This is a genomic window from Chryseobacterium sp. AG844 (genome assembly GCF_003182335.1).
In the GTDB taxonomy this organism is placed as follows: Bacteria; Bacteroidota; Bacteroidia; order Flavobacteriales; family Weeksellaceae; genus Chryseobacterium; species Chryseobacterium cupriresistens.
Window position 1 is genome coordinate 97,967 of the sequence record NZ_QGTV01000012.1, and the last position, 25,672, is coordinate 123,638.

At 37.5% G+C, this 25,672-nt stretch carries 21 protein-coding genes; 9 read left to right on the forward strand and 12 right to left on the reverse strand.

Annotation, left to right across the window (positions count from 1 at the left end; genetic code table 11):
* Positions 1–2: 2 nt before the first annotated feature.
* Together DEU40_RS13365 and DEU40_RS13370 are read left to right on the forward strand one after the other, a co-directional pair.
* On the forward strand, positions 3–1,049 hold the full coding sequence (locus DEU40_RS13365) for an HlyD family secretion protein (protein ID WP_110010283.1): 1,047 nt from the start codon (positions 3–5) through the stop codon (positions 1,047–1,049).
* Positions 1,050–1,322: 273 nt separating this feature from the next.
* Entirely contained in the window at positions 1,323–2,885 is a 1,563-nt protein-coding gene (locus DEU40_RS13370; protein WP_146207852.1) for an MFS transporter, read from the forward strand.
* A 2-nt stretch (positions 2,886–2,887) separates the two neighbouring features.
* Here DEU40_RS13370 and DEU40_RS13375 read toward each other — a convergent pair whose 3' ends face one another.
* Together DEU40_RS13375 and DEU40_RS13380 are read right to left on the reverse strand one after the other, a co-directional pair.
* Positions 2,888–3,397, reverse strand: a complete 510-nt coding sequence (locus DEU40_RS13375) for a hypothetical protein (protein WP_110010285.1) — start codon at positions 3,395–3,397, stop codon at positions 2,888–2,890.
* A gap of 17 nt (positions 3,398–3,414) precedes the next feature.
* Positions 3,415–5,094, reverse strand: coding sequence for a hypothetical protein (locus DEU40_RS13380; protein WP_110010286.1), 1,680 nt, complete (start codon positions 5,092–5,094; stop codon positions 3,415–3,417).
* 190 nt (positions 5,095–5,284) lie between these two features.
* Here DEU40_RS13380 and DEU40_RS13385 point away from each other — a divergent pair, with 190 nt between their 5' ends.
* Both DEU40_RS13385 and DEU40_RS22850 read left to right on the forward strand, forming a co-directional pair.
* Positions 5,285–6,646, forward strand: a complete 1,362-nt coding sequence (locus DEU40_RS13385) for an aldehyde dehydrogenase (protein ID WP_110010287.1) — start codon at positions 5,285–5,287, stop codon at positions 6,644–6,646.
* Between the two features lie 73 nt (positions 6,647–6,719).
* Positions 6,720–6,917 carry a bacteriocin-like protein gene (locus DEU40_RS22850; RefSeq protein ID WP_409193520.1) on the forward strand — a complete coding sequence of 66 codons (198 nt, stop codon included), beginning with the start codon at positions 6,720–6,722 and terminating at the stop codon, positions 6,915–6,917.
* Between the two features lie 39 nt (positions 6,918–6,956).
* On the opposite strand, the gene DEU40_RS13390 is transcribed toward DEU40_RS22850, so the two are convergent.
* Entirely contained in the window at positions 6,957–7,523 is a 567-nt protein-coding gene (locus DEU40_RS13390) for a thioredoxin family protein (protein WP_110010288.1), read from the reverse strand.
* Positions 7,524–7,603: 80 nt separating this feature from the next.
* Between DEU40_RS13390 and DEU40_RS13395 the strand changes: the two genes are divergently transcribed.
* From DEU40_RS13395 to DEU40_RS13405, 3 genes are all read left to right on the forward strand, one after another.
* Complete coding sequence (locus DEU40_RS13395; protein ID WP_110010289.1) at positions 7,604–8,488, forward strand: lysophospholipid acyltransferase family protein; 885 nt, start codon at positions 7,604–7,606, stop codon at positions 8,486–8,488.
* A gap of 6 nt (positions 8,489–8,494) precedes the next feature.
* Complete coding sequence (locus DEU40_RS13400) at positions 8,495–9,472, forward strand: glycosyltransferase family 2 protein (RefSeq protein ID WP_110010290.1); 978 nt, start codon at positions 8,495–8,497, stop codon at positions 9,470–9,472.
* 198 nt (positions 9,473–9,670) lie between these two features.
* Complete coding sequence (locus DEU40_RS13405) at positions 9,671–10,225, forward strand: 3'-5' exonuclease (RefSeq protein WP_062675053.1); 555 nt, start codon at positions 9,671–9,673, stop codon at positions 10,223–10,225.
* Between the two features lie 66 nt (positions 10,226–10,291).
* Here DEU40_RS13405 and apaG read toward each other — a convergent pair whose 3' ends face one another.
* From apaG to glgB, 9 genes are all read right to left on the reverse strand, one after another.
* On the reverse strand, positions 10,292–10,681 hold the full coding sequence (gene apaG / locus DEU40_RS13410) for a Co2+/Mg2+ efflux protein ApaG (protein ID WP_062675055.1): 390 nt from the start codon (positions 10,679–10,681) through the stop codon (positions 10,292–10,294).
* A gap of 80 nt (positions 10,682–10,761) precedes the next feature.
* Positions 10,762–12,015 carry a 2-oxoglutarate dehydrogenase complex dihydrolipoyllysine-residue succinyltransferase gene (gene odhB, locus DEU40_RS13415; protein WP_110010291.1) on the reverse strand — a complete coding sequence of 418 codons (1,254 nt, stop codon included), beginning with the start codon at positions 12,013–12,015 and terminating at the stop codon, positions 10,762–10,764.
* A 39-nt stretch (positions 12,016–12,054) separates the two neighbouring features.
* Positions 12,055–14,871, reverse strand: coding sequence for a 2-oxoglutarate dehydrogenase E1 component (locus tag DEU40_RS13420; protein ID WP_110010292.1), 2,817 nt, complete (start codon positions 14,869–14,871; stop codon positions 12,055–12,057).
* Between the two features lie 125 nt (positions 14,872–14,996).
* Positions 14,997–16,037: an SRPBCC domain-containing protein gene (locus tag DEU40_RS13425; RefSeq protein ID WP_110010293.1), complete on the reverse strand. Its 1,041-nt coding sequence runs from the start codon at positions 16,035–16,037 to the stop codon at positions 14,997–14,999.
* Between the two features lie 265 nt (positions 16,038–16,302).
* A complete protein-coding gene (locus DEU40_RS13430) occupies positions 16,303–17,265 on the reverse strand; it encodes a hypothetical protein (protein WP_110010294.1) in 963 nt (320 codons plus the stop codon).
* A 308-nt stretch (positions 17,266–17,573) separates the two neighbouring features.
* On the reverse strand, positions 17,574–18,842 hold the full coding sequence (locus DEU40_RS13435; protein ID WP_110010295.1) for a glucose-1-phosphate adenylyltransferase: 1,269 nt from the start codon (positions 18,840–18,842) through the stop codon (positions 17,574–17,576).
* Between the two features lie 14 nt (positions 18,843–18,856).
* On the reverse strand, positions 18,857–19,393 hold the full coding sequence (locus DEU40_RS13440; protein ID WP_146207853.1) for a hypothetical protein: 537 nt from the start codon (positions 19,391–19,393) through the stop codon (positions 18,857–18,859).
* A 4-nt stretch (positions 19,394–19,397) separates the two neighbouring features.
* The gene (locus DEU40_RS13445; protein ID WP_110010297.1) at positions 19,398–20,804 is read right to left on the reverse strand and encodes a glycogen synthase; all 1,407 of its coding nucleotides are present in this window, start codon (positions 20,802–20,804) and stop codon (positions 19,398–19,400) included.
* Positions 20,805–20,807: 3 nt separating this feature from the next.
* Positions 20,808–22,754 carry a 1,4-alpha-glucan branching protein GlgB gene (glgB, locus tag DEU40_RS13450; RefSeq protein ID WP_181397965.1) on the reverse strand — a complete coding sequence of 649 codons (1,947 nt, stop codon included), beginning with the start codon at positions 22,752–22,754 and terminating at the stop codon, positions 20,808–20,810.
* Between the two features lie 198 nt (positions 22,755–22,952).
* On the opposite strand from glgB, the gene DEU40_RS13455 reads away from it, so the two are divergent.
* Both DEU40_RS13455 and DEU40_RS13460 read left to right on the forward strand, forming a co-directional pair.
* The gene (locus tag DEU40_RS13455) at positions 22,953–24,074 is read left to right on the forward strand and encodes an alpha/beta hydrolase (RefSeq protein WP_110010299.1); all 1,122 of its coding nucleotides are present in this window, start codon (positions 22,953–22,955) and stop codon (positions 24,072–24,074) included.
* 90 nt (positions 24,075–24,164) lie between these two features.
* Positions 24,165–25,580, forward strand: a complete 1,416-nt coding sequence (locus tag DEU40_RS13460; RefSeq protein WP_110010300.1) for a leucyl aminopeptidase family protein — start codon at positions 24,165–24,167, stop codon at positions 25,578–25,580.
* The last annotated feature ends 92 nt before the right edge of the window (positions 25,581–25,672 follow it).

The following is a 25,672-nucleotide window of genomic DNA, read 5'->3' on the forward strand; positions in this document are numbered from 1 at the left end:
CTATGGCACAGAAACAATTGACACAAAAGGAAAAAAGAATCAACAAGTCCATTACTTTACTGGCCTGGATTCTGATCATTAGCGGTATCACGGGAATGATAAGTTTTTATCTTTTTTCGAGAAAGAATGTGACAACGAATGATGCACAGATTGAGCAATATATCACGCCTGTATCCAGTAAGGTATCAGGTTTCATCAAAACGATACGGTTTAACGAAAATCAGTTTGTACATAAAGGCGACACTTTAATTGTCATCGACAACAGAGAGTTTGTCAATCAGGTACACATGGCTGAAGCGAATCTTCACGCTAATAGGGCAACCATCAGTACCATTGAAAGCGGTGTCAGCACCAAAGAAAGTGATACAAAGATTATTGATGCTAAAATTGCCTCTGCAAAAATTGATATCTGGAGAACGGAACAGGATTTTAAAAGATATAAAAACCTTTTGGCAGAAGATGCTGCTACCGAACAGGAATTTGAAAATGTAAAAGCTTCTTATGAACAATCAAAAGCCAATCTTTTAGCATTGGAACAGCAGAAAAATGCAGTAAAAGCCGGAGCGAACGAACAACAAACCAAAGTGGCTCCCGTAAAAAGCCAGATCCAGCAGAGTTCTGCCAATCTTAACAATGCGAAGCTTTATCTTTCTTATACTGTAATTATGGCTCCTTATGACGGATGGGTCGGAAAGAAGACCATTCAGGAAGGGCAATTGATTAAAGAAGGCCAGGCCTTGGTACAGATTGTCAGCAAAGAGAAATGGATCATTGCCAATTACAAAGAAACACAACTTGGACAGATTGATCAGAGCAAGGAAGTAATTATTACTGCGGATGCTTATCCCGATGTTGAGTTTAAAGGGAAAATTCTTTCCGTTTCTCCTGCATCAGGTTCTCAGTTTTCTTTGGTAAAACCGGATAATACCACCGGAAATTTTGTGAAAATAGAACAAAGATTTCCTGTAAAAATTATTCTGGATAATAACAAAAACAATGAAAAGCTGCTTTCCGGAATGAATGTTCTGGTGAGCGCGAAGAAGATTTAAGTTTGAAAGTGGGAGCATTTTAGGGTTATAGAGTATAAAAATATCATGTGTTATTACCATTTTCAAATTCTCTCATTTTCAAATTTTCAAATTAAATTATTTTTTTAGCGAAAAGGCAAACCGCAAAATAGCAAATCTGCCAATTTTTTCTTCGAGCATATTGGCCGTTTTACCTTTTACTTTTACACCCTTTTGCCCTTTGTCTTTTCGCATTTTTCATTCAGATTAAACAGCAGAAAAACGATTTTTTGCTTTTTATCCACCATAAAAATTATGCAACATAATACAGTTTATCATAAATGGGTACCACAATGGCTGAAACTGCCACTTCTTATACTGGCATTGTTTCCCCACCTGATGTTGTTGTCGCTTTTACATTCGAACAGCGCCTTCACATCTTCTTTTATGGATGTCGATTCAGATGACATCCAGTATTTAATGATTTTGATGTACGGGACATTTGTGGTTACCCTTTTAGTATTACAGAGGTTTATGGCCTATTTCAGCGTGAAATACTATGTTTTGCTGATGGCTTCCATTTCCGTGATTATTCTTTATGTTTTATCAGTCACCAATGATTATCATATTATACTGGTGATCCGGTTTTTGGAAGGAATTTTCGGGTTGCTGGAAGGTGCTATTTTCCTGCCTTTAATTATTGCAGAATTAAAAACAAAGCACGCCAAAGTCTTAGCATATCTTTTTATGTATACGATTATGCTGACCGGAGGAACTATTACGACTTCCCTGTTAAAATCAAGTATTGAAGATTATGATTTCCAACATATGGTTCTGATGATGGTCTACTTCCATGTGTTTGTACTGATCATCGGTATTGCTCTGTTCAACAGAAACCGTTTTTTTCCTAAAAAACCTTTGTATCAATTGGATATTACAAGCTGGTTTCTTCTTTGGGTATGCCTGCAGGCTGGCGGCTATGCCATTATTTATGGTAAAAGACTGATGTGGTTCGAGTCTGATACCATTATCATGTGTCTGTTTATATTTCTTCTTTCCGGAGGTTTATTTATGTTGAAACAAAGAAATTCCAAGAGACCGTTGTTCCATTTCGAAGTTTTCAGTTCCAAAAATGTCATTGCGGGAATGATCCTGTTTTTCATTTTTTATCTGATCCGTTCCGGGTTGAATAATGTCTACAGCATCATGGCTACCGTATGGAAATGGCCCTGGGATTATATTGTGAACATCCAGTACTGGAATGTGGCAGGAACTCTTTTGGGTATTTTGTTGTCAGGAATCTGTCTGGTTCGGGGAATTTCCTCAAGGTTTGTTTTCTTTACAGGATTTCTTTTACTGGCCATTGACTGTGCATGGTTTACCTATACTTTTTATCCTGACACTACCCTTTCTACCATCTGTCCGCCCTTATTTCTACAGGGAGCTGCTCAAGGATTATTGTTTACGCCGCTTGTTTTCTTTTTAATTTCAGGAACACCGGAAGAATATGTATCCAATGCTACCGCGCTGGGAACCACCACCCGTTTCTGGACAACCGCTATCGGTTATGCTTTGATGCAAAATCTGATGTTATTTTTAACATTAAAACATTCCGACAGTCTTAGCGCTAATCTCACAGATACGAATCCTGTCTTCTATAACCAGTGGAATCAAATCTTTGGAGCCAATATTTCCAAACTACAGGTTAACGATTCTTTATCCATGACAGCCGGTGCTTTTAAAGCTAAAATAACCGCTCAGTCTATTCTTCTTTCCAATATGGAAATTTTCACGGGTCTGTTCTGGCTGGCTCTTATTACTGCAATTGGGCTGCTGTTGTATCATCCTGTAAAAATTGCGGTACGAAATATCATGTAGAATTATTCTCCCCAAAAAGACCAGACTGTTCCGTTGAAAACTGCTAATTGCTTTTTCTGGGTATCATAAACCATCATACCGGCTGCAGGAGAAATAATATTGAGGTGAGGAGAAGCTACTTTCGGTAAAATCATGGCTTTATTACTGTCTTCAAGCACAAGAATTCCTGAAACGGAAGATGGTGCGCCTACGGAAACTTTTGCATCAGGCTGATCTGCCAGACTATCCTGCAGACTTGTATCCGCAGTACCTGTTGTATCTACGGAAAGATCTTTCCAAAGGTTATTCTGATACACTTTCACCTTCATATCCGAAGTATCAAAAACCAGAGTACCATTCACAGGATTCTGAATGCCCGAGGTATTAGTTACCCAGGGAAGAACAAGCCCGCGGTTCTCACTCCCGAATTCAATAGATGATGAAGCCGATTCTAAAACAGTTTTCCCTAAAGCAACCTGTGCATTCAAAATTCCGGAAGCCGCTATTGTAATGATTAAGACTATTTTTTTCATAACGATTCAGTTTTTGGTTAATCCGGGCAGGTTTGGGTATTGAAACATTTCCAGCCTGCAGCTGTTCCGTCAATATTAACCTGCAGACAATTTTGAGTCGTATTGTAAACCATCATTCCTTCTTTAAGATCTGCCTGTGGAATGGCTGCTACCTGAGCATCAGTAAGTCTGTTAAGAACAAAACCTTTATTTTTTGATTCCAGTACAGCCCACGCTCCTTTTCGTACACCCGGCCAGTTGTTTCCTCCTTTATCTGCCCTGCCTAATGAAGTAATTCCAAAATCCGGAGAAAGAACAGTTCCTGCTGTAACTGCAGGTTTATAACAAGGTACAGTCCCTTGAATCGTAACGGTTACCGTTGCCGTGTCACAATTTGACGGAGAAGCAGTCTGACAGATCTGATAGACTAAAGTATAATTACCTGGAGGCGTTCCCGGAGCTACCAGAATATGTCCATCCGTAGTATTCAATGAAATATTGGGATTTGAGGTGGATACCTGAGATAAGATAACATTGGAAAGGGTTGCCTGTGCTCCGCCATACGTTTCAAAGTCGTTACCCAGTACAATTCCCACAGAAGATCCTCCTGCAGCAATAGTATAGGTATCATCTACCGCCATTGGAGGAAAATCTCCATTAATGGCAGGACAAAATCCGGGATTAATGATCAGAGGCGCACTACAGCTGTTGGTAGAAGCGCAATCATAGGTAACATTCGTCAGAAAACTTGGATTACTGTTCATGAAAACCGTGCCTGGGTCAGAAACACCTGTTGTTCTTCTGAAATCAAGATTGGGCCCCACAGCCACATTTCCCACCTGAATAGGATTTTGCAACACTATATATCCTTTTTTTGTGGATGAAGAAGGTCCCTGAATGGCAGCATTTCCCCCTTGATACTGGTTCAGCGCCAGTTCTCCTTCATTATAAATAACAGCATCAGCAGGGGCATTATTCATATTTCCCGTAGAGGTAAAAAGTCCAAAATTAAAAATTTCGCTGCTGCTTCCGGACAAATTAATATCTCCCCCAACTGTAAAAATTCCAGTATTGATAATTTTACCGCCATTAATATTAAATCCGTTCTGAGAGATAATGGTTCCACAATTGACATATACACTCTGTTCGTTATTCCCGTAATTACCGCCAATAAATATCAATCCGCCTCCTTCATTCCGGAATAAAGTGGTAGCAGAGCTGCTCATATTCAGGTTTCCGTTAATATTCAGATTTCCAAAATTATCAATCTTATTGGTGGAATTATCCCCTAATTGCAAAACTCCCATTTCTATAAGTCCCTCATTGACAATTTCATTGATCTGTCCGTCTATGGTGAGATTTCCATTCCCTCCGCCTACTGCTATATTCCCGGTATCATAAACATGAACATTGAGATTGGCAACACTCGTTATGGTCTGATTAAAATTGAGTGTTCCATGCACTTCAAGGCTTACAGGTGCATTGGCCGCTCCGCTTATACTATTCTGAAACTGCAAGGTAACACCGGAAGCAATGCAAATCTTAGCATTTGTCCCGAACGTCGGATTATTGAATGTCATATCGGAAGTAAAGCAGACTGTTGTATTATCAGGAAAATGATAATTGGGATCGGTAGGGTTTTGAACACCGCAGCCTGTACATTGTGCGTAACTGAAATAATAAAAGAATACAGGGAATAAATAGAGTAATTTTCTCATCCTTACATTTTATATAAATAAAACTACAAAATTTTTATCACCAAATAATGATTTTTATAATATTTATCACTATATTAATTAAAAAATAATATAAGATGATTTTATTCAAATCAATATTTAAATATTATTAATAAATTTCCAACCTATACGATCCCGAAAATAAGAACGTTCAATATTATAAAAGTCACCGATGGAAATTGAGAGTATTCTACTGAAGCAAAGAGATTTTTTCAAAACACAGCAGACCAAAAGCCTTGCTTTCCAGAAAATGTATCTTGAAAAGCTTAAAAACCTTATTATTTTTCATGAAAACATGCTGTATGAGGCTATTAACAAGGATTTTGGAAAATCAAAATTTGACACTTTTACTACCGAATTGTCTTTTATTCTGAATGATATCAATTATTATCTTAAGAACCTAAAATCCCTTTCAAAGCCTAAAAAAGTCAGAACCAATCTTGTCAACCAATTGGGAAGCAGTAAAATTTACGCTGACCCGCTTGGCTGTGTACTCGTCATCGGAGCCTGGAATTATCCTTATCAGCTATCACTTTCTCCCATTATTGCAGCAATGGCTGCCGGAAACTGCTGTATTCTGAAGCCTAGTGAAATAGCAGAGAATACAATGAAAGCAATGGCAGCAATCATCAATGAAAACTTTCCGCCTGAATATCTGTATGTGTATGAAGGTGGTATTGATGAAACCACAGCTCTTTTAAAACTAAGGTTTGATAAAATATTCTTTACCGGAAGCACGAAAGTCGGAAAGATTGTGTACAAGGCAGCTGCAGAGCATCTAACTCCTGTAACCCTGGAACTGGGTGGAAAATCTCCGGCTATTGTTACAAAAAATGCCAATCTCGAAATGGCTGCCAAAAGAATTGTGTGGGGAAAATTCCTCAATGCCGGACAAACGTGTGTAGCTCCCGATTACCTCCTGGTGGAAGAAACCATTCAGGAGCAGTTTCTGGAAATGCTCAGAAAATATATTAAAGAATTCAAATACGATCATGGCTCTGAACAATATACAAGAATTATCAACCAAAGGAATTTTCAGCGCCTTATACATCTTATCAATAAAGAAAAAATCTATTCAGGAGGAAATTTTGATGAAGAAAAACTCTATATAGAACCCACTATTCTGAATCATATAGACTGGAATGATGACATTATGCAGGAAGAAATTTTCGGACCGCTCCTGCCTGTCATCAGTTTTCAAAATTACAATGCAGCTCTTAATTCTGTTTTAGAACTTGAAAAACCGCTGGCCGCTTATCTTTTTACCAATGATTCGGAAGAAAAAGAAAACTTCACCCGTAAATTGTCATTCGGAGGAGGCTGTATCAATGATACCGTGATGCATTTAAGCAATGATCATCTTCCTTTTGGAGGAGTGGGCAATTCAGGGATTGGGAATTATCATGGAAAATATGGTTTCGAAACCTTTTCACACCCAAAAGCAGTTCTTGAAAAAGCAAGCTGGGGAGAACCGAATATCAAATATCCGCCTTATTCAGAGAAAAAATTAAGCTGGATAAAGAAATTAACGTAATTAATCCCAAAATGGAGAATTTTAAAAATAATATTGTACTTTTATTTCTGTTAATCAACAAAATAAAAACATTATGAAAAATTTCAAAAAATTATCCCGTGAAAAATTGAGATCAATTTCAGGTGGAAAATCATGCGCATCTTCTTGCTCCGATGGATCTATGGTATATGTTAGTTCATGCAGTTCTTGCATTAGTTATTCCGGAGGTGCGGCATGTTATGATGCTAATGGAAGAGGAGCAATACATGTAGAATTATGTGAAAGCAATTAAAAAACACCCCCTTTCAAAATTTGAAAGGGGGTTAATATTTTAACTAGGTTTCCATTTTTCTAAGAATTCTTTTACTTTTTCCAAGCTATACCCTTTTCCTTCTTCTAAAACATCGCTTTGCTGAATATGAACTTTTTTCCCATTTTTATCTAAAATAATAAAGAATGGATAAAATTGCTGCTCTTTTACATTGATATACTTCCCGAAAACTGTCTCATTCTTATTCTCAGGAGAATAATTCAAATGATAATATTCGTAGTTTTTATCTACTAATTCCTTCAGTTCAGGAGTAGTCTGTACGTAATTATTAAAACGAAGACACCAGATACACCAGTTTCCACCAGCCTGGATCATCACATTCTTTCCTTCTTTCTTAGCTTGAGCAACCAGTTTATTAATATCAGCCTGAGCATCTGCTTTTGGGTCATAAGGTTTAGGAAGCTTAGCCTTTTCTTCAGCTGCCTTTTTCTGAGCCTCTAATTTTGCCTGTTCTGCAGGCACTATAAGAGCTGTTTTTTGTTTTCCGTTATCAGGCGAATTCTTTACTTCTTGTGAAAAAGCAAAAGCACTTAATCCCAGAGAAGCGAATATTATCAATTTTTTCATAATATAAAAGTAAAAAAATAACATATATCCCTCAGCAAAAATAGAACCATAATTTTATTATCACTAAATTTGCGTGTTTTATGAATTTTCTAATCAAAATATTATTCCTGATCTCAAAGCTTCCGCTGAAAATACTCTATGTTTTTTCGGATGTTATCTTCTTCCTGAATTATTATATTGTGGGATACAGAAAAGAGGTTATTACTCAAAACCTTAGAAACTCTTTTCCGGATAAATCTGAAGAAGAAATTAAAAAGATCCGAAAGAAATTCTACCTTAACTTTTCAGATTATCTGGTAGAAACGATTAAATCTTTCAGCATTTCTGAAACAGAATCCAGAGTGAGAATGCAGCACATCAATCAGCATTTATTTCACGAAGCTAAAGAAGAAGGTAAAAATATTATTCTTTTGGCAGGCCACGTTTTCAATTGGGAATGGATCAATGCACTGGCAAGAATTATTCCTCAGGCGCACTGCCACCCGGTTTACAGAAAAGTAAACAGTGATTTTTGGGAGAATCAGATGAAGAAAGTCCGGAACAAATTTGGAAACGAAGCATTGGAAGCCAATGAGGTTATTCTGAATATTTTCAGATCTAAAAACAACGGTGACTCAGCGTATATGTTTGTCGCTGACCAAACGCCTCACCATGCTCATGTCACTTACGGATTAGAATTTCTAAATCAACGTACTCCTGCTTTTATAGGCTATGACAGGCTTGCCACAAGAATGGACCTTGTGTTCATCTATTGTGAAATGAAAAAGGTAAAACGGGGTTATTATCAGGTTAATTATCACAGAATATATCCGGATGGTGAAAAGTTTACAGAAAATGAGGTCGTGAGAAAATTTCATAAATTATTGGAAAACACTTTACACAAATATCCTGACAACTACCTTTGGTCACATAGAAAATGGAAATATCAGGACTCTATCAAAAACTTTGATTCCGAAAAAAAATAGGTTGACATGCAGAAAAAACTGGCAGTTGCCATCTTAAACTGGAACGGCAGAAACTGGCTTGAGAAATTTCTTCCGGGTGTAGTTCAATTTTCTCAGAATGCGGACATCTATGTGATAGACAATCTTTCTACGGATGATTCTGTTGAGTTTCTACAAAAGAATTTTCCCACAGTACATATTATTAAAAATGATAAGAACTATGGGTTTGCAGGCGGCTATAATGAAGGACTGAAATCCATCAGACATGAATATTACTGTCTTCTCAATTCCGACGTAGAAGTTACTGAAAACTGGACAGAACCTGTGTTGGAATTGTTAGAAAACAATCCAGCTATATCCGCAGTACAGCCCAAAATTTTATCTTTTCATAACAGAAGTTATTTCGAATTTGCCGGAGCTGCCGGCGGATTGATAGATAATCTTGGGTATCCGTACTGTAGAGGAAGGGTTTTTGATGATCTGGAAGAAGATAAAGGCCAGTATAATGATGAAACAGAGATCTTCTGGGCATCAGGATGCTGTTTTTTTATCCGTTCAAAAGATTTTTGGGAGCAGAATGGTTTTGATGCCAGATTTTTTGCCCATCAGGAAGAAATTGATCTTTGCTGGAGGCTTATTAATTCAGGAAAAAAGATTTATTATACAGGAAACTCCAAAGTTTATCATGTAGGTGGTGGAACACTCAACAAGCAGAGTGCGCAGAAAACTTATTTAAACATGAGAAACAATCTTTCTATGCTGCTTAAAAATCTTCCCTTTTCACAGGTAATCTGGGTGATTTTTTTCAGATTATGTTTAGATGGTATTGCCGGAGTATATTTTGGAGTTAAGTATGACATTTCCCATCTGTGGGCTGTATTGAGAGCTCACTTTGCGTTTTATAGTCACATTCCGGGAACTTGGAAACTTCGTCAAAGCCATCAGAAGAAGGATTTTTATCAATCAAAATGGCTGATTTTTAAGCATTTTTTAGGTGGCAGATGAGAGGTTATAGGTTGCAGGTAATAGGTAACAGGGATTAGGGATTGATTGAAAATTACGACTTTCTTACCTATCGTGAACTAAGAATTTATTAGAGTAAAAATTTATAACTTTAATTAATCTTAAGTTCAAAACCTTAAACCAGAGAACCAACAACAAAAAATAACCCATAACCCCGCAATAAATTATAATTTTAAGACAATGGATTTCTGTGCAATAGATTTTGAAACGGCAACACACGAGAAAAGTTCAGCGTGTGAGATGGGGATTTGTATCGTACAGGATTCTAAAATTGTAGAAACAAAGACCTGGCTGATCAAACCGCCGAGTTTTCCCTATTTCAGTAAATTTAACATTGCAGTGCATGGAATTCAGCCGGAGGATGTAAAAGATGCCCCTACCTTTGATGAAATATGGTATGAAGCTCAGGATATGATGTACGGAAGTCTTATGATTGCTCATAATGCAGGCTTTGACGCCTCTGTTTTAAGGGGATGCCTGCAGCATTACGGAATGTTTACTCCCAACTTGAACTATCTTTGCAGTATTCAGCTTGCCAAGAAATCATGGAATTATCTTCCTAAATATGGACTGAAGCCATTAGCAGAATATCATCAAATTGATTTTACCCATCACAGAGCAGGAGCTGATGCGGAGGTATGTGCCAAAATATCTTTACTGGCATTTGAAAAACTCTTCCTCACCAGTAATGATGAAGTAAATGAGTATATGAAAGCAAAAATTAAAAAGCTTTAGTCATCCTACAAACAATAGAACCCGGGTTCTTTGTAAAAACCTGTACTTGGTACAGAAGATCTGTTATTAATTACTCAACACTTCAGACAACAGATTGAATTTTGGAATATCAATTTCAAAAGTTTCCTGTGTCTCCATGTTTTTAACCAGGTATTTTCCGCTCATATTCCCTACTCCGGAACGAAGCATCACATTGGAAAAATAAGCAAAATTTTCATTGGTTCCTATCTCGGGAGTCAATCCGATCACCCCGTCGCCTATAATTTCTGTGTACCCGAATCCGACATCAAAAATCAACCATTTTCTTTTCAATACTTTGATAGGAAAGCTTCCGTCATTTTCTATCGTGATATTATATTTAAAAACGTAACGGTTTTCGGATGGATAACTGTTTTTACTATCATATTCAGGGATTACTGAAACTTTGATATTGGAAGTCATTTTTGAAAACATCATTGTAGTATTTTCTTAATAAATACAAAAATCTCGCCTTTTTTAAGGCGAGATCATATATTATGTTATAATTTTATTAAAAACTATAATCCAAGGCCTTTTCTTTCGTCACCTCCCATTAAAATTTCAACAGGGTTGTCGATACCTTCTTTTACCGCTACAAGGAATCCTACAGATTCTTTACCATCGATAATTCTGTGGTCATAAGACATGGCTACATACATCATTGGTCTGATTACTACCTGTCCGTCAACAGCAACCGGTCTCTGGATGATGTTATGCATTCCTAAGATTGCAGATTGAGGAGGGTTGATGATTGGTGTAGACATCATAGATCCGAAAGTACCACCGTTTGTAATGGTGAAAGTACCACCAGTCATTTCATCAACTGTAATTTTACCATCTCTTACTTTAGTAGCAAGATCTTTGATGTTTGCTTCAACAGCGCTGAAAGACATGTTTTCTGCATTTCTCAATACAGGAACCATTAATCCTTTAGGACCTGAAACCGCAATTGAGATATCGCAGAAATCATAGTTTACTTTGAAATCACCATCGATAGATGCGTTTACATCAGGATACATTTGTAATGCTCTTGTAACAGCCTTTGTGAAGAAAGACATGAAACCAAGTCCAACTCCATGTTTCTGAGCAAATTCTTCTTTATATAGTTTTCTCAATCTGAAGATTTCAGACATGTCAACTTCGTTGAAAGTAGTTAACATCGCTGTTTCATTCTTCACAGAAACTAATCTCTGAGCGATTTTTCTTCTTAAAACTGAAAGTTTAGTAGTTGTAGTAGATCTTGAACCTGTTGCAGTAAGAGGGCTTCCTCCTAATGCAGGCACTGCTGCTAATTCAGCATCAGTTTTAGTAATTCTTCCGTCTCTTCCTGTTCCTGAAACCTGAGCAGCATCCATTCCTTTTTCGTCAAGGATTTTCTTAGCAGCCGGAGATGGAGCTCCTGTTGCATAAGTTTGTGGCGCAGCTACCGGAGCAGCAGGTTTTGGAGCTTCCTGTTTAGCAGGTTCAGCAGCTTTCGGAGCCTCTTCCTGTTTTGGAGCCTCAGCAGCAGGTGCAGCACCTTCCGGCTTTTTAGCATCCATATCAATTAAACAAACTACCTGACCTACTTGTACCACATCACCTTCTTCTGCTTTTAAAGTGATAACACCACTTTGTTCTGCAGGCAATTCAAGAGTTGCTTTATCTGAATCCACTTCGGCGATAGGTTGATCTTTTTCTACATAATCACCATCTTTTACAAGCCAAGTTGCAATTTCAACTTCTGTAATTGATTCGCCCGGTGAAGGAACTTTCATTTCTAAAACTGACATATCGAGTATTTTTTATTTTTTAATTGATTATTATTTAAATTAAGCTGTAACGGGTCTTTTTGCAGGAGCATCATCTCTGTCGAAAACTCTGTTGATCACTGCATTCTGGTTTTTCTCAAACATTTTGTGGCTACCTGGAGCCGGAGCACCGCTTGGTACCGGAGCAACTACCTGGATTCCTGTATCTCTGAAGTTTCTCAGGATATAAGACCATGCCCCCATGTTTTCAGGTTCTTCCTGAGCCCACACCAGTTGTTTTCTGTTTTCATATTTGTTGAAGATCGCTTCAATAGCATCTGTCTGAAGCGGATATAACTGCTCGAATCTTACCAAAGCAATGTTTTCACAGTTCAGTTCTTCTTTCTTCGCCAATAATTCGAAGTACAGTTTACCTGAACAAAGAACTAATTTCTCTACTTTTTTAGGTTCTGCAGCAGGATCGTCTAATACCGGCTGGAATGCACCGTTTGCAAAATCTTCAAGCGGAGAAACCACTTTAGGGTGTCTCAACAGAGATTTAGGGCTCATTACGATCAATGGTTTTCTGAACGCCCATTTCAACTGTCTTCTCAATAAGTGGAAATAGTTGGCAGGTGAAGTAATATTGGCTACTACCATGTTTTCATTAGCACAAAGGGTAAGGAATCTCTCCAATCTTGCTGAAGAGTGCTCTGCTCCCTGTCCTTCTGAACCGTGAGGCAATAACATCACCAATCCGTCCTGGATTTTCCATTTTTCTTCTGCAGCTGCTAAATACTGGTCAACAATAATCTGAGCACCGTTCACGAAATCTCCGAACTGAGCTTCCCAGATGGTTAATGTATTTGGAGAAGCCATTGCATATCCGTAGTCGAAACCAAGTACACCATATTCTGAAAGGTGAGAGTTGAATACATCAAATCTGTTTTCAGAAACGTGTCTTAACGGGATGTATTCTTCTTCTGTATCTTCTGTTTTTACTACAGCATGTCTGTGAGAGAATGTACCTCTTTCCACATCTTCTCCGGAGATTCTTACATTGTGACCTTCTACAAGAAGTGTTGCATAGGCTAACCACTCTCCTAACGCCCAGTCTAATGAGTTGGCCTCAATAGCTTTGATACGGTTTTCAAAAAGTCTTGTAATTTTATTGATGAACTTTTTGTCTGCCGGAAGTGTAGACATTTTAAGCGCCAGTTCTTTCAGTTTCGCCAGATCATATTTTGTGTCTACCGGTGACTGAACTGCTCCTCTCTTACCAATTGGATAATTTACCCAATCTTCAGCCATGAACACATCCATAACGTTTTTCTCAATCTCTTTAGAAGCATCAAAATCTTTATCTAAAAGAGCCTTAAATTCCGTTTCCATTTTAGCGATTACATCGTTTGAAGTAATGCTGTCCTTAAGCAATTTATCTTTATAAATTTCTCTTGGATTCGGGTGTTTTGAAATGGTTTTATAGAGGTTAGGCTGAGTAAATCTTGGCTCATCTCCTTCGTTGTGACCGTATTTTCTGTATCCTAAAAGGTCGATATAAACGTCTTTACCGAATTTCGCTCTGAAATCAGCAGCAAAATGGATGGCATGAACAACCGCTTCAGCATCGTCAGCGTTTACGTGCATTACAGGAGATTCTGTAACTTTCGCAATGTCTGTACAGTATGTTGAAGATCTTGCGTCCATATAGTTGGTTGTAAATGAAACCTGGTTATTGACAACGATATGAACAGTACCTCCTGTTCTGTATCCTTCCAGCGTCATCATCTGAGCAACCTCGTAAGCAATTCCCTGTCCTGCAATAGCTCCGTCACCGTGGATGATGATTGGCAATACTTTAGAATAATCTTTGTATTTGTCATCTACTTTTGCACGGCAGATACCTTCTACAAGGGCAGCAACCGTTTCAAGGTGAGACGGGTTCGGAGTAAGGTTGATAGACACTTCTTCTCCGGAAGCTGTTTTGATCTTTTTAGATGATCCCAAGTGATATTTAACGTCACCTGAGAATACATCTTCTTCAAATTCTTTTCCTTCAAATTCTGAGAAAATCTGCTTGTAAGATTTTCCGAAAATGTTGGTAAGAACATTCAGTCTACCTCTGTGAGCCATTCCTAATACTACTTCATCTACTCCTAACTGAGAAGATCTTGAGATCAGCTGATCTAAAGCAGGGATTAATGTTTCACCTCCTTCTAATGAGAATCTTTTTTGTCCTACAAATTTTGTGTGAAGATAGTTTTCAAAAGCTACCGCCTGATTTAATTTTAATAAGATTTCTGTTTTTTCGTTGGCAGAAAGACTTGGGTGGTTTTCATTTACCTGAAGCCATCTTTTGATGAAATCTTTTTCCTCAACGTTGTTGATGTGCATGTATTCTACTCCGATAGAATCACAGTAGATGTTTTCAAGGTGCTTGATAAGGTCTGCCAGCGTAGCAGGCTCTTTCATTCCGGTTTCAACCGCACAGTTGAATTTTGTATTTAAATCTTCTTTAGAAAGACCGAAGTTTTCGATGTCTAAAGTAGGGGTATAATGTCTTCTTTCTCTAACCGGGTTAGTCTTTGTAAAAAGGTGTCCTCTCGTTCTGTAAGCCTCAATAAGGTTTACTACTTTAAATTCTTTCTTGATATGCTCAGGAACTTCTCCGTTGGATACTGCCTGAGAAATCTGTTGCTGAACTGCCGGGGCAGCATTGGCTGAAGCCTGAATAAATTGAGTGTTATCGTCATCTCCGTAGTTCTCCAAAGCAAAATCGAAGCCTTGAAAGAAAGCTTTCCATGATGGTTCAAGAGAGTCCGGGAATTTTAAGTACTGTTGGTATAAATCCTCAATTAATTGAGAATGAGCTGCGTTTAGGAATGAAAATCTGTCCATTATTACAGTTTATCTATTTATTAAAATTTATTTGTAGAATTAATCTTCAAATTTAATAAAAAAAACCGAGTTAGAACAGTCTGAAACCGTTAAAAAAACTTAAGAAAAAATAAATTAAAAAAAAATCACTTATACACTGATAATGAGAGCTTAACATTCACCTCCTGACCTTCCATAGGACGTTCAATAAAGGTCTGACGGATATCTCCGAAGCGCATCTCGTCTTTTTTGGCTTTCTGAATGAGCTGCTGAATGGCCCGAATTCGCCCCTCGTAGCTCCCTTTGTAGTAAATTACATAATTTTGAGACGGATTTACGGACCTGAAATTGAAATTATTATCAGACACTCCGATTTTCTTGGAAAGTGGAATTCCGAGGAAATAAGAAACCTCTTTGTCTTTGTAATTATCGGCGTCAGTAATCAGGATCGGGTACCCGAATTCATCGTCTCTTTTCCCGAGATCCATCGTCACAAAATTATAGACTTTATTATAATTCATGACAATATTTTTGTAAAGAGCATCTTTCTTGTTTGAAGTACTTACATTAATTCCCAACAAAAGTTTGTCTTCTTCATTTTCCACCATAAGACTATCATATTTGATAGCCGCCATCTGGTTATCTTTTTCTACTTTATTTCCTAAAGAATTTTTAAGATTCACCATACTTTTGTTGATATTTTCAGCAAAACGGTCTTCAGTCCAGAAGTTTTGCACTCTTCTCCAGACCGCTAATTTGGGGGTGTGAACATACCAGATAATTTTTGTTTTTTCTGCAGAAACTGGTTTGAATTTAACATCAACCAATGTCGGATTTTCGTTTTTATCTTCAAAAAGCTGGTATTTCAACGTTTTATTGAGGTTCTCATATCTGATGAACATTTCTCCATCAGTATCCTTTTTAGGATCCGCATAGCTGATGGCACTTCCCTGTCCTTCGTAAGGCGTATAATAATCAATATCTATGGATGGTGAGCTGGTAAAAAAGTTATTCCATCTTGTAAAATTCTGAAGATTATTAAACTGGGAAAAAACCTTATCTACAGGATAATCGATCTCTTTTTCAATCGTAAAGTTTTTACTTTCGTCCACAAAATAGTACATGGAAGCAGCATAAGCTCCCCCCAAAAGGATAATAATTACAGCTAAGATTTTAAAAATACGCATCGCACAAAAATAATACAAATATAAAGAGTGACCAATATGCTGACCACTCTGATTATATGTTTAACAATAATTAACCTTGTTATAGGCTGGAAGCAGGGTGAGGGAAGCTGGAAGTCACTATTGTGCAGATCATTACTATTTTTTTTGATTAAAACATCCGAACTTACCCAATAAACCTGAATTTACATGATTAGACTTCTAGTTGTACTCCGTTCATTAATAACTTCCATCTTCCAGCACCCAGCTTACTTTCTTTTTTGTTAATCTATTCTTTATTTTTCTCACAAATCTCCTTCCAGATTTTCACTAAATCTTCTGCATATCTTCCCATTATTGGAATTGCTTTGTGATCCTTAATATCATAATATTTTTCAGGAAACTTATATGTTCTTACTTGAGCTATTTGCTCTTCAGTTAAATTATAAGGCAAATCAAAATTGACAGATTGATCAAAGTCTATTTTAGAAGGTGTATATTGGTCAAGTTGGTATATCTGTTCTGCTTTAGGCTTCACTGGGGTTGCCCATCTTCCTTCAGCTGTTTTGTATAAAGGAAAAAACTGATATTTCAAATGAATTAAATCACCACAGTATTCCCCTACAAAAATCAATACATGATCATAGTTTCTAAAATCAAATTCATACTTGCTGTTGTGGTCATAAGATGTAAAAATAATTGTTGAAGAGGGATAATGTTCAGAAAACTCCTGTTCAATTTTATATTCAGCTTTATATTCGCTGTCCATCATGTCACCACAATATTGCGATGTGTCTACAGAAGTAACATTTATTTTTTTCCCCACGAAAATATATAACTTTGATGGGGTTTTCTGATCACATTCTTTATTAGGAATACATGGTGCCCGTTTTAAAAGGACCTGAATATTATCCCTTATTATATCCGCAACTTTATATTTTTGGGTGACATGCTTCTCTTTAGAAAAATACAGCGTATCTGAAACTTTTGCTGTTATGACATAATTCCCCACAGAATCAGGTATTGTGAAAAGATTTTTATTATTAGCTAGGGCATCATACCCTTTCCAATCTTTATTTTCAAATGCTTTGTCTCTAAACTTTCTTATTGTATCATTTACGCTAATTGCTATAAGATTATTTAAAGAATCTCTGGCTATTCCTCGGACGGTAACTGTTTGTGATGGATAACATTCAGCCATTAAAACTGTTAAAATTAGGAGTGTCTTAAAAAGAATTTGTTCATATTTCATCTGGAATAGCTTTCTTTTTTTAAATTGTGTTTTTATGTGTTGATAAGAACCAGAATTATCAAATTGAATTGTATTTCTTTACAATAAAAAGAGTGAACAATATGCTGATCACTCTGATTATATGTTTAACAATAATTAACCTTGTTATAGGCTGGAAGCGGGAAGTTATTATTTGACAGATATTGCTACCCGATTTTTGATTGAAAAATTCTTCAAACAAATAAAATAGGTCAGGATTTCTGTGAAAAACTAACATTTCTATTCCGACATTCATAATTTCCAGCTTCCATCTTCTTACTTCCATTCTCCTATCCAATATGTGTTCCCGGGGCAATGACAGCGCCTTTCTTTACTACCACAATCCCATCCTGAACAGAATAGGTTCCATAATCACCGTCCGGAATATGTTTTCCACCGATAATCTTCACATTGTCCCCAATATAACAGTTTTTATCCAGGATTGCTTTTTCTATATAGCAGTATTTTCCGATTCCCATATTGGGACGTCCTCCTCTGTCATTGATGACGATTTCTGTCGTATTCTGGTAGAAATCAGCTCCCATAACGTAGGAGTTTACGATGGTACTTCCTTTGTCAATTCTGGTTCTGTTTCCAATCACCGAATTTTCAATTTTATCTGCCATGATGATACATCCATCTCCAAAAACAGCTTTGCTTACATAGGAACCATTGATTTTTGACGGCGGAAGCATCCTTGCTCTGGTGTAGATCGGAGATGAAGAAAAAAGATTAAACTGCGGCAGATCAAGGCAGAGGTCAAGATTGGCTTCGTAGAAAGATTCAATCGTTCCGATATCCGTCCAGTAGCCTTCATACTGATAGCTTAATGTCTTATATTTTCCAATGGAACTTGGAATAATATCTTTTCCGAAATCATCACCTGCTCCTTCATCAAACATCTTTTTAAGAATATTCTTTGTGAAAATATAGATTCCCATGGAAGCCAGAAACTCTTTTCCGGTGCGCTTATTTTCTTCTGAAACTTCGGATTTCATACCTGCCAGCATATCAAAATCCGGTTTTTCATGGAAAGAAGTGATATTTCCTTCGTCATCGGATTTTAAGATTCCAAAACCGGTGGCATCTTTTGCATTGACCGGAATGGTAGCGATGGTAAGATCTCCCCCGTTTTCAATATGGAAATCCAGCATTTCCCTGAAATCCATCTGATACAACTGGTCTCCTGAAAGAATCAGGATATAGTCGTAATCATATTTTTCAAGATGCTTCATCGACTGGCGTACAGCATCTGCAGTTCCCTGATACCAGCTGTCATTTTCCACATTCTGCTCGGCTGCCAGAATATCGACAAAGCCTTTGCTGAAGATGTCAAAGTGATAAGAATTTTTAATATGTGAATTGAGAGAAGCAGAATTAAACTGCGTTAACACCAGAATTTTATTCAATCCCGAGTTCAGACAGTTTGAGATAGGAATATCTACCAGTCTGTATTTTCCTGCAATAGGAACAGCCGGTTTAGATCTCGTATACGTTAACGGGAATAATCTTGTTCCTCTGCCTCCTCCTAAAACAATAGAGATTACATTTCGATTCATAAATATCTTGCGTTTTATTTTATTAAGTTTACTGTTCTGTTTTTAGTGTTTACTGCTACTTTAAAGCATTCTTTGTTTTCATATTGGAGTTCGTTTTTATAAACAGTCACCCGAAACTCATCTTTATCATTCAATACTAAAACCTCTTTGTCCAGGTTATAGATCTCAATATTATATTTTTTAAGTTCATTGCTGAAGAACGGATTTGTAATAAGTACATCCATCACATCAGCACTCTTCATTACAAAGCCGTCGACATCTTTACGATACTTTTCTCTCCAGTCTTTCCCATATTTTCTTTCTATGGCATTATAAGTCCTTTTATTAAGAGCATCTATTCTCTTCATCTCGTCAGGCTCTACCAGACAACCAGCTACAGAGTAATGCTTTATTTTCCATTTTTCGGAAATAGCAGCCATCGCTTCATACCTTTCCGTTGCCGGAAGACCGTAGCCATAGATCCAATAATAACCTCCATGATAGCTTCCTCTGTCTTCTTTACATGAAAACAGCATAAACATTATCACAGAAAGAAATCCGAAAATCTTCACTCTATCAGCTATTATATAAAGCTATGTATTTTTCTGCAGATTTCTCCCATGCAAAATCAAAATTCATATTGGCATGGATAAGATCTCCCATAACCCCTTTTTGATTATAAATCGCCAATGCCCTGTTCATGGCATGTACAACATCATCTACACCCGGATAAGTAAAGTTCAGTCCTGCTCCACCGGTTGAAATATCTTCCACCGTATCTCTGAGCCCTCCTGTATATCTTACCACAGGAACGGTGCCGTATCTCATGGAATACATCTGGTTCAGTCCGCATGGCTCTACTCTTGAAGGCATCAGAAGAAAATCTGCCGAGGCATATATCTTATGGGAAAGATGCTCTTTATATCCGAGATCCAATGCAAAATTGGTGTACGTATAATCGTATTCTTTCAGTTTATTTTCTATATAGGTGTTCCCTGATCCGAGAATCATAATATTTAAAGCGCCATAACTCTGCTTAATGCTTCTCCATACAACATCCGGCAGCAGATCTGCTCCTTTCTCTGTTGCGAATCTTCCGATAAAGGCGAATAAAGGAAGTTCAGGTTTTAATCCATATTCTTTACAGAGATTTTCTTTATTTTTTTTCTTTTGAGCGACTGCATTTGTGCTGTTAAAATTAAAATCAAGCATCGGATCGGTTTCAGGATTCCAGACTTCTGTGTCAATACCGTTGATGATTCCATATGCCTTTCCAAATTCCTGACGAACGAGGCTTTCCAGTCCGCGGAAGCTGATAAAGAGTTCTTCAAGATATCCTTCCGAAACAGTGGTAAAAGCATCAGCACATTTGATCATGCTGGCCAGAGGATTCATCAGTCCGTTCCAATCCATCAGTCCCCATTTGTACCCATCAAAAGAAGGCATATACTGTGCCATACTCCAGCTCATCATGCCCTGATATTCGCCATTATGAATAGTTCCTATTGTTTTTACTCCTTTTAAGAATTCAAATTCATAGCAGTTTTCTACCATAAAAGGAACGAGACCGGTATGATAATCATGGCAATGAAGTACATCAGGACGGATTTTCATCGCAGAAAGCCAATGCAAAACGCCATGCTGGAAAGCCAGAAACTGGAAGCTTTCATCCTGGTACCCATAAGGGTTGTCCCTGTCCAATAATCCCGGAATTCTTACCATATACAGCTCAAATCCCAGAATATTGGTCTTCTCTTTCAATACCTGAACCTGCAGCATATTGGCTGCCTGATGAATAAATCCGTCAAAAACCAGATCAAATTCATGATCATATACAAAGGATTTGTTGTACCAAGGCATTACCACCCTGGCTTCTACTCCTGCTATTTTATTCTGATATTTTGGTAACGCTCCCACCACATCTGCCAGACCGCCTACTTTTGCGACAGGATAACATTCTGTACTTAAATGATAAATAACCATTCTTTATCTCTTATGTTTAATTCTGTGTAATTTATATTTTTTATCTTTTTTCTGACGTAAAACTATTCCGGCCAACGGCGGCAGCTTCACGGTCATTGTTTTTGGATAATTTCTCCATTCTTCATACTTCTCTCCCAGGATTTCAGGTTCTACTCCGCTTCCACTGTACTTTTCATCATCTGAATTCAAAACAACCTCCCAGTGGGTGCCAGCAGGAATCCCTATTTTATAATCCAATACATTCGGTGCCAGGTTTAAAGCTACCATCAGGACATCATCTTTCTTTTTTCCTTTTCTGAGATATACATATACTGAGTTTTCCAAATCATCTGCTTCCACCCATTCAAAACCATTTCTATCAAACTGATTTTCATAAAAGGCAGTTTCTGACCGGTACAAATGGTTCAGTTCCTTCACCATTTCCTGCATCCCTTTATGAACAGGGTATTTCAGCAAATGCCAATCGAGGCTTCTTGTAAAATTCCATTCACTGGTCTGCCCGAATTCATCGCCCATAAAAAGCAGCTTGGCTCCGGGATGGGTATACATATAAACATATAAGGTACGGAGATTGGCAAATTTCTGCCATTCATCCCCTTTCATTTTATAAATAAGACTTGCTTTTCCGTGTACGACTTCATCGTGTGACAAAGGCATCATATAATTTTCATTATACATATACATGGAAGCGAAGGTCAGTTTATGATGATGAAATTTACGGTTAATAAAATCTTCTTTGAAATAATCCAGCGTATCATGCATCCATCCCATCATCCATTTCATCCCGAATCCTACACCGCCGTCATGAACAGGTTTTGTAAGCATGGGAAAATCTGAACTTTCTTCTGCGATGGTGATGATATTATCTCCAAATTCTTTGTAGACAGCTGTATTAAATTCCTGTAGAAAGGCTTTCGCTTCAAGGTTCACATTGGTTCCATATATATTAGGTTCCCACTCCCCTTCATTTCTTGAATAATCCAGATGAAGCATTGAAGTCACGGCATCCACGCGCAATCCGTCAGCATGATAGCGATCCAGCCAGAACATGGCATTTGAAATCAGAAACGATTTAACCTCATTTCTTCCGTAATTAAAAATATGCGATTTCCAGTCCGGATGAAACCCTTTTCTAGGATCTTCGTGTTCATACAGACAAGAGCCGTCAAAACGGTGAAGCCCATTGGCATCTCCCGGAAAATGGGACGGAACCCAATCCAGAATAACGCCTATGTCATTGTTATGAAGTTCATCAATAAGAAACATGAGATCCTGTGGTGAGCCAAAGCGCGAGGTTGCTGCATAAAACCCGGTAATCTGATATCCCCAGCTCGGCTCGTAAGGATATTCCATCACGGGCATGAATTCTACATGGGTAAACCCCATTTCTTTGATATAAGGAACGAGCTTTTTCACAATATCCCTATAGTTTAAAAAACGTTGAGGCTGATCTTCTTCCCTTACCCAGGAACCCAGATGTAATTCATATACCGATAGCGGAGCTTCCAGCCTGTTTTTTTTCCAGCGGTTATCCATCCATTCCTGATCATTCCATTCGTACCAGGTTGTAGAAACCAGAGAAGCTGCCTGAATATTCTGTTCCCAGCTCAATGCATAAGGATCACTTTTTTCAAGAATTTCGCCTCCTTGGGTTTCAATAGCATATTTATATAATGTTCCCCAGGTTAATCCTTCAATAAATCCTTCCCAAATCCCTGATTCATCCCATCGTGGAAACAAAATATGATCTTTATGATTCCAGTTGTTAAAATTTCCGATCACGGAAACTTTCTTTGCGTTAGGAGCCCAAACCGAAAAATATACGCCTTTTACGCCTTCTTTTTCTGCAGAATGTGCTCCAAATTTACCATACAGCTTATAGTGCCTACCTTCTTTAAAAAGATACACATCATGATCGGTGAAAAGCGTGTAGGTCTTAACAGAATTCATCAAGATCAGTTTATATTTATATTTTCCCTGAAACTACGAAAAATACTGACAATAGCGATGAATTATTCATCAAATAATTATCAACATCATTTCATGTTTTGTCTATCTATCAAATATATCATTTTTTAACTCACATTTTTATGATTTCAAAACAATCTTTTTTTATAAATTTAACATCAATATTATTAAACACCTATGATGAGGTTTGAACTTTATACAGCAGAAATAGATGACAGGCCGGTATTTATCACCGGAAATTTCAATAGCTGGAATCCCAAAGATTATAATTTCCAGCTTAAACAAATTGATCCTTCCGGTTATTTTATAGAAATCGAAGATCAGCTTCTTCCTGATGATATTGAATACAAGTTCACAAAAGGAGGCTGGGAAAACGTAGAACTGGATCAATATGGAAATATCACACCCAACCGGAAAGCGAAAAAATCTGCCGGTAAAACGTCCGATTCCGTAGAAAAATGGAGATTGAACTGGGGACCGTTCAAAGAAGAATATTATCCTGTAGCAGAGGTTATTTCCGAAAATTTTTACATTCCGCAGCTTGACCGTTACCGCAAGGTTTGGGCACTCCTTCCTTATGATTATCACACGACAGATAAACGATATCCTGTTTTATACCTTCAGGATGCACAAAATCTTTTCAATGAAGGAAGCGGTTTCGGAAACTGGGAAATCGATAAAAAACTGTCTATCCTTGCAGAATACGGACGTGGTGATCTTATCATCATTGCGATAGAACATGGCAGCGAGGAAAGAATCAAAGAATATATTTTTGATAATGATCATGTAGCCAACGGTTCCGAAGGAAAAAAGTACATCCGCTTTATTGCCGACACTTTAAAACCTTATGTGGACGAAAATTACAGAACTAAAAAAGACCGCGACAACACTGGAATCGGGGGCAGTTCATTGGGAGCATTGATCAGTATATACAGTGGATTTCTTTATCCTGAAGTGTACTCCAAACTATTGATATTCTCACCTTCTCTATGGGTAGAACCCAATAACAACTTTCCGATGATGAATTTCCGGGTTCCGTTTAAAACGAAGATCTATCTTTACGGCGGCGGCCAGGAAGGTTCTAAAATGGTCAAAAGAATTCATATTTTTGAAGAATATCTGAAAAGATGGGAAGAGAAAAAGCTTTTTGATTTTGAATTTAAAACCAATATCAATCCTGAAGGCACCCACAATGAGTTTTACTGGTCTCAGGAGTTCCCAAGGGCTATAGAATGGCTGTTCTATGACAACACAGAAAATCCTGTAGAAGTAAAACCACAACAAAAAAGCATCAGAAACTAAATGCATAAAAACTGCCGCAGAAAATGTAAGCCGGACAGGAACAAAGTGAAGGCGCACTCTTTATGAATTTAGAAATTATAACATCTATTTATGAAACTAATCAATAAAAAAAACAAAAATTACACTCAGGTTTTCCAACTGTTTACGGAAGAAGAATGGACGAAAACCAGTAAAAATTTCAACAAAAACATTTCCAATTTTTTCACCGGAAAAAAATATGAAGTTTTTGTCAATGCTCATGAAGAAGGAATTACGTATTTCATTGGATTAGGAAAATCTGCCTTACAAAATTTCGAGATTCAGCAGGTGGCGGCTAAATTTTCACAGACACAGAAAGAAAAACTTCTGGCCGTACCTACATTAGCCCTTGCTGACTTCCTGAATGAAAAGCAGTTCGAAGAGTTTGTAAAAGGACTTTTAACAGGAACTTACAACTACCCTTTTGATAAAAAACACGCTTTCTGGAATACGAAATTTGAATTGCACTTTGAAAATTTAAGCCAGAAAAAATTAGACCATATCAGCCAGAAAGCAGAAGCATTGGTTAACGGGCAGACTGCCTGCCAGGACTGGCTCAACAAACCAGCCAATCTTAAAAAACCGGATATCTTAAGCGCATACCTTAAAAATCTGGCTAAAAAATATGACTTAAAATATACTGCTTTTAACAGAAAGAAATGTGAAGAGCTTGGATTAGGCGCTTATCTTTCTGTGAACCAAGGAAGTGCTTACGATGCAGCCTTCACTATTTTAGAATATAAAACGACAGTAAAAAATGCCAAGACTTTCGGATTAGTAGGAAAATGTATTCTGTTTGACACCGGAGGAATATCAATAAAAAGCTCTGCCAACCTGCATTATATGAAATCTGACATGGGCGGAGCAACGGCTGTTTTGGGAACGTTAATCTATGCCGCAGAAATGCAGCTTCCGGTAAACATCGTCGCTGTTCTTCCTATTACTGATAATGCTGTTTCAGAAAAGGCTCTGCTTCCAAGTGATGTGATCACAGCCTACAACGGGAAAACGATTGAAGTACTTGATACTGACGCAGAAGGCAGATTAATTCTTGCAGATGGTTTGTCTTATCTTTCTAAAAACTACAAAACTGATTTCCTTATTGACCTGGCTACCTTAACGGGAAGCTCAGTGAGAATGTTCGGAGATACCTGTGCTGCTATGTTCTCCAATAATGAGGAGCTGAAAAACAACTTAATCAAAACCGGTGACCAGACCAATCAGAGGGTTTGGAATCTTCCTTTATGGGATGTCTGGAAAGATGATATCCAGTCTGATGTAGCGGATACAAAAAACATCTCTCTAAAGCCTGTGGGAGACTGTATTATTGCAGCAAAATTTTTAGAGCAATTCATTGAGAACCACCCAAAATGGGCTCATTTAGATATTGCCGGAGTAGCCTTTGGAAGTGTGGCTTATGCAAAAGAAAAAGCAGCAACAGGTTTCGGTGTTCAGCTCCTGGTGAATTTAATTGAAAATTATCACTAAAAATTAGTTTTTTACAAAAAAACTCTGTATAATTGATTAGTGGATTTTCAAAAACGCATCATATTTTATTTTTTAATATTAATAAAATAACA

Coding starts and splice junctions, on each gene's coding strand:
- odhB (WP_110010291.1), bottom strand. CDS start 12,015: ATGTCAGTTTTAGAAATGAAAGTTCCTTCACCGGGCGAATCAATTACA.
- DEU40_RS13370 (WP_146207852.1), top strand. CDS start 1,323: ATGCAACATAATACAGTTTATCATAAATGGGTACCACAATGGCTGAAA.
- DEU40_RS13395 (WP_110010289.1), top strand. CDS start 7,604: ATGAATTTTCTAATCAAAATATTATTCCTGATCTCAAAGCTTCCGCTG.
- apaG (WP_062675055.1), bottom strand. CDS start 10,681: ATGATGTTTTCAAAAATGACTTCCAATATCAAAGTTTCAGTAATCCCT.
- glgB (WP_181397965.1), bottom strand. CDS start 22,754: ATGAATTCTGTTAAGACCTACACGCTTTTCACCGATCATGATGTGTAT.
- DEU40_RS13460 (WP_110010300.1), top strand. CDS start 24,165: ATGAAACTAATCAATAAAAAAAACAAAAATTACACTCAGGTTTTCCAA.
- DEU40_RS13380 (WP_110010286.1), bottom strand. CDS start 5,094: ATGAGAAAATTACTCTATTTATTCCCTGTATTCTTTTATTATTTCAGT.
- DEU40_RS13405 (WP_062675053.1), top strand. CDS start 9,671: ATGGATTTCTGTGCAATAGATTTTGAAACGGCAACACACGAGAAAAGT.
- DEU40_RS13455 (WP_110010299.1), top strand. CDS start 22,953: ATGAGGTTTGAACTTTATACAGCAGAAATAGATGACAGGCCGGTATTT.
- DEU40_RS13445 (WP_110010297.1), bottom strand. CDS start 20,804: ATGGTTATTTATCATTTAAGTACAGAATGTTATCCTGTCGCAAAAGTA.
- DEU40_RS13385 (WP_110010287.1), top strand. CDS start 5,285: ATGGAAATTGAGAGTATTCTACTGAAGCAAAGAGATTTTTTCAAAACA.
- DEU40_RS13435 (WP_110010295.1), bottom strand. CDS start 18,842: ATGAATCGAAATGTAATCTCTATTGTTTTAGGAGGAGGCAGAGGAACA.
- DEU40_RS13420 (WP_110010292.1), bottom strand. CDS start 14,871: ATGGACAGATTTTCATTCCTAAACGCAGCTCATTCTCAATTAATTGAG.
- DEU40_RS13400 (WP_110010290.1), top strand. CDS start 8,495: ATGCAGAAAAAACTGGCAGTTGCCATCTTAAACTGGAACGGCAGAAAC.
- DEU40_RS13430 (WP_110010294.1), bottom strand. CDS start 17,265: ATGAAATATGAACAAATTCTTTTTAAGACACTCCTAATTTTAACAGTT.
- DEU40_RS22850 (WP_409193520.1), top strand. CDS start 6,720: ATGAAAAATTTCAAAAAATTATCCCGTGAAAAATTGAGATCAATTTCA.
- DEU40_RS13390 (WP_110010288.1), bottom strand. CDS start 7,523: ATGAAAAAATTGATAATATTCGCTTCTCTGGGATTAAGTGCTTTTGCT.
- DEU40_RS13375 (WP_110010285.1), bottom strand. CDS start 3,397: ATGAAAAAAATAGTCTTAATCATTACAATAGCGGCTTCCGGAATTTTG.
- DEU40_RS13425 (WP_110010293.1), bottom strand. CDS start 16,037: ATGCGTATTTTTAAAATCTTAGCTGTAATTATTATCCTTTTGGGGGGA.
- DEU40_RS13365 (WP_110010283.1), top strand. CDS start 3: ATGGCACAGAAACAATTGACACAAAAGGAAAAAAGAATCAACAAGTCC.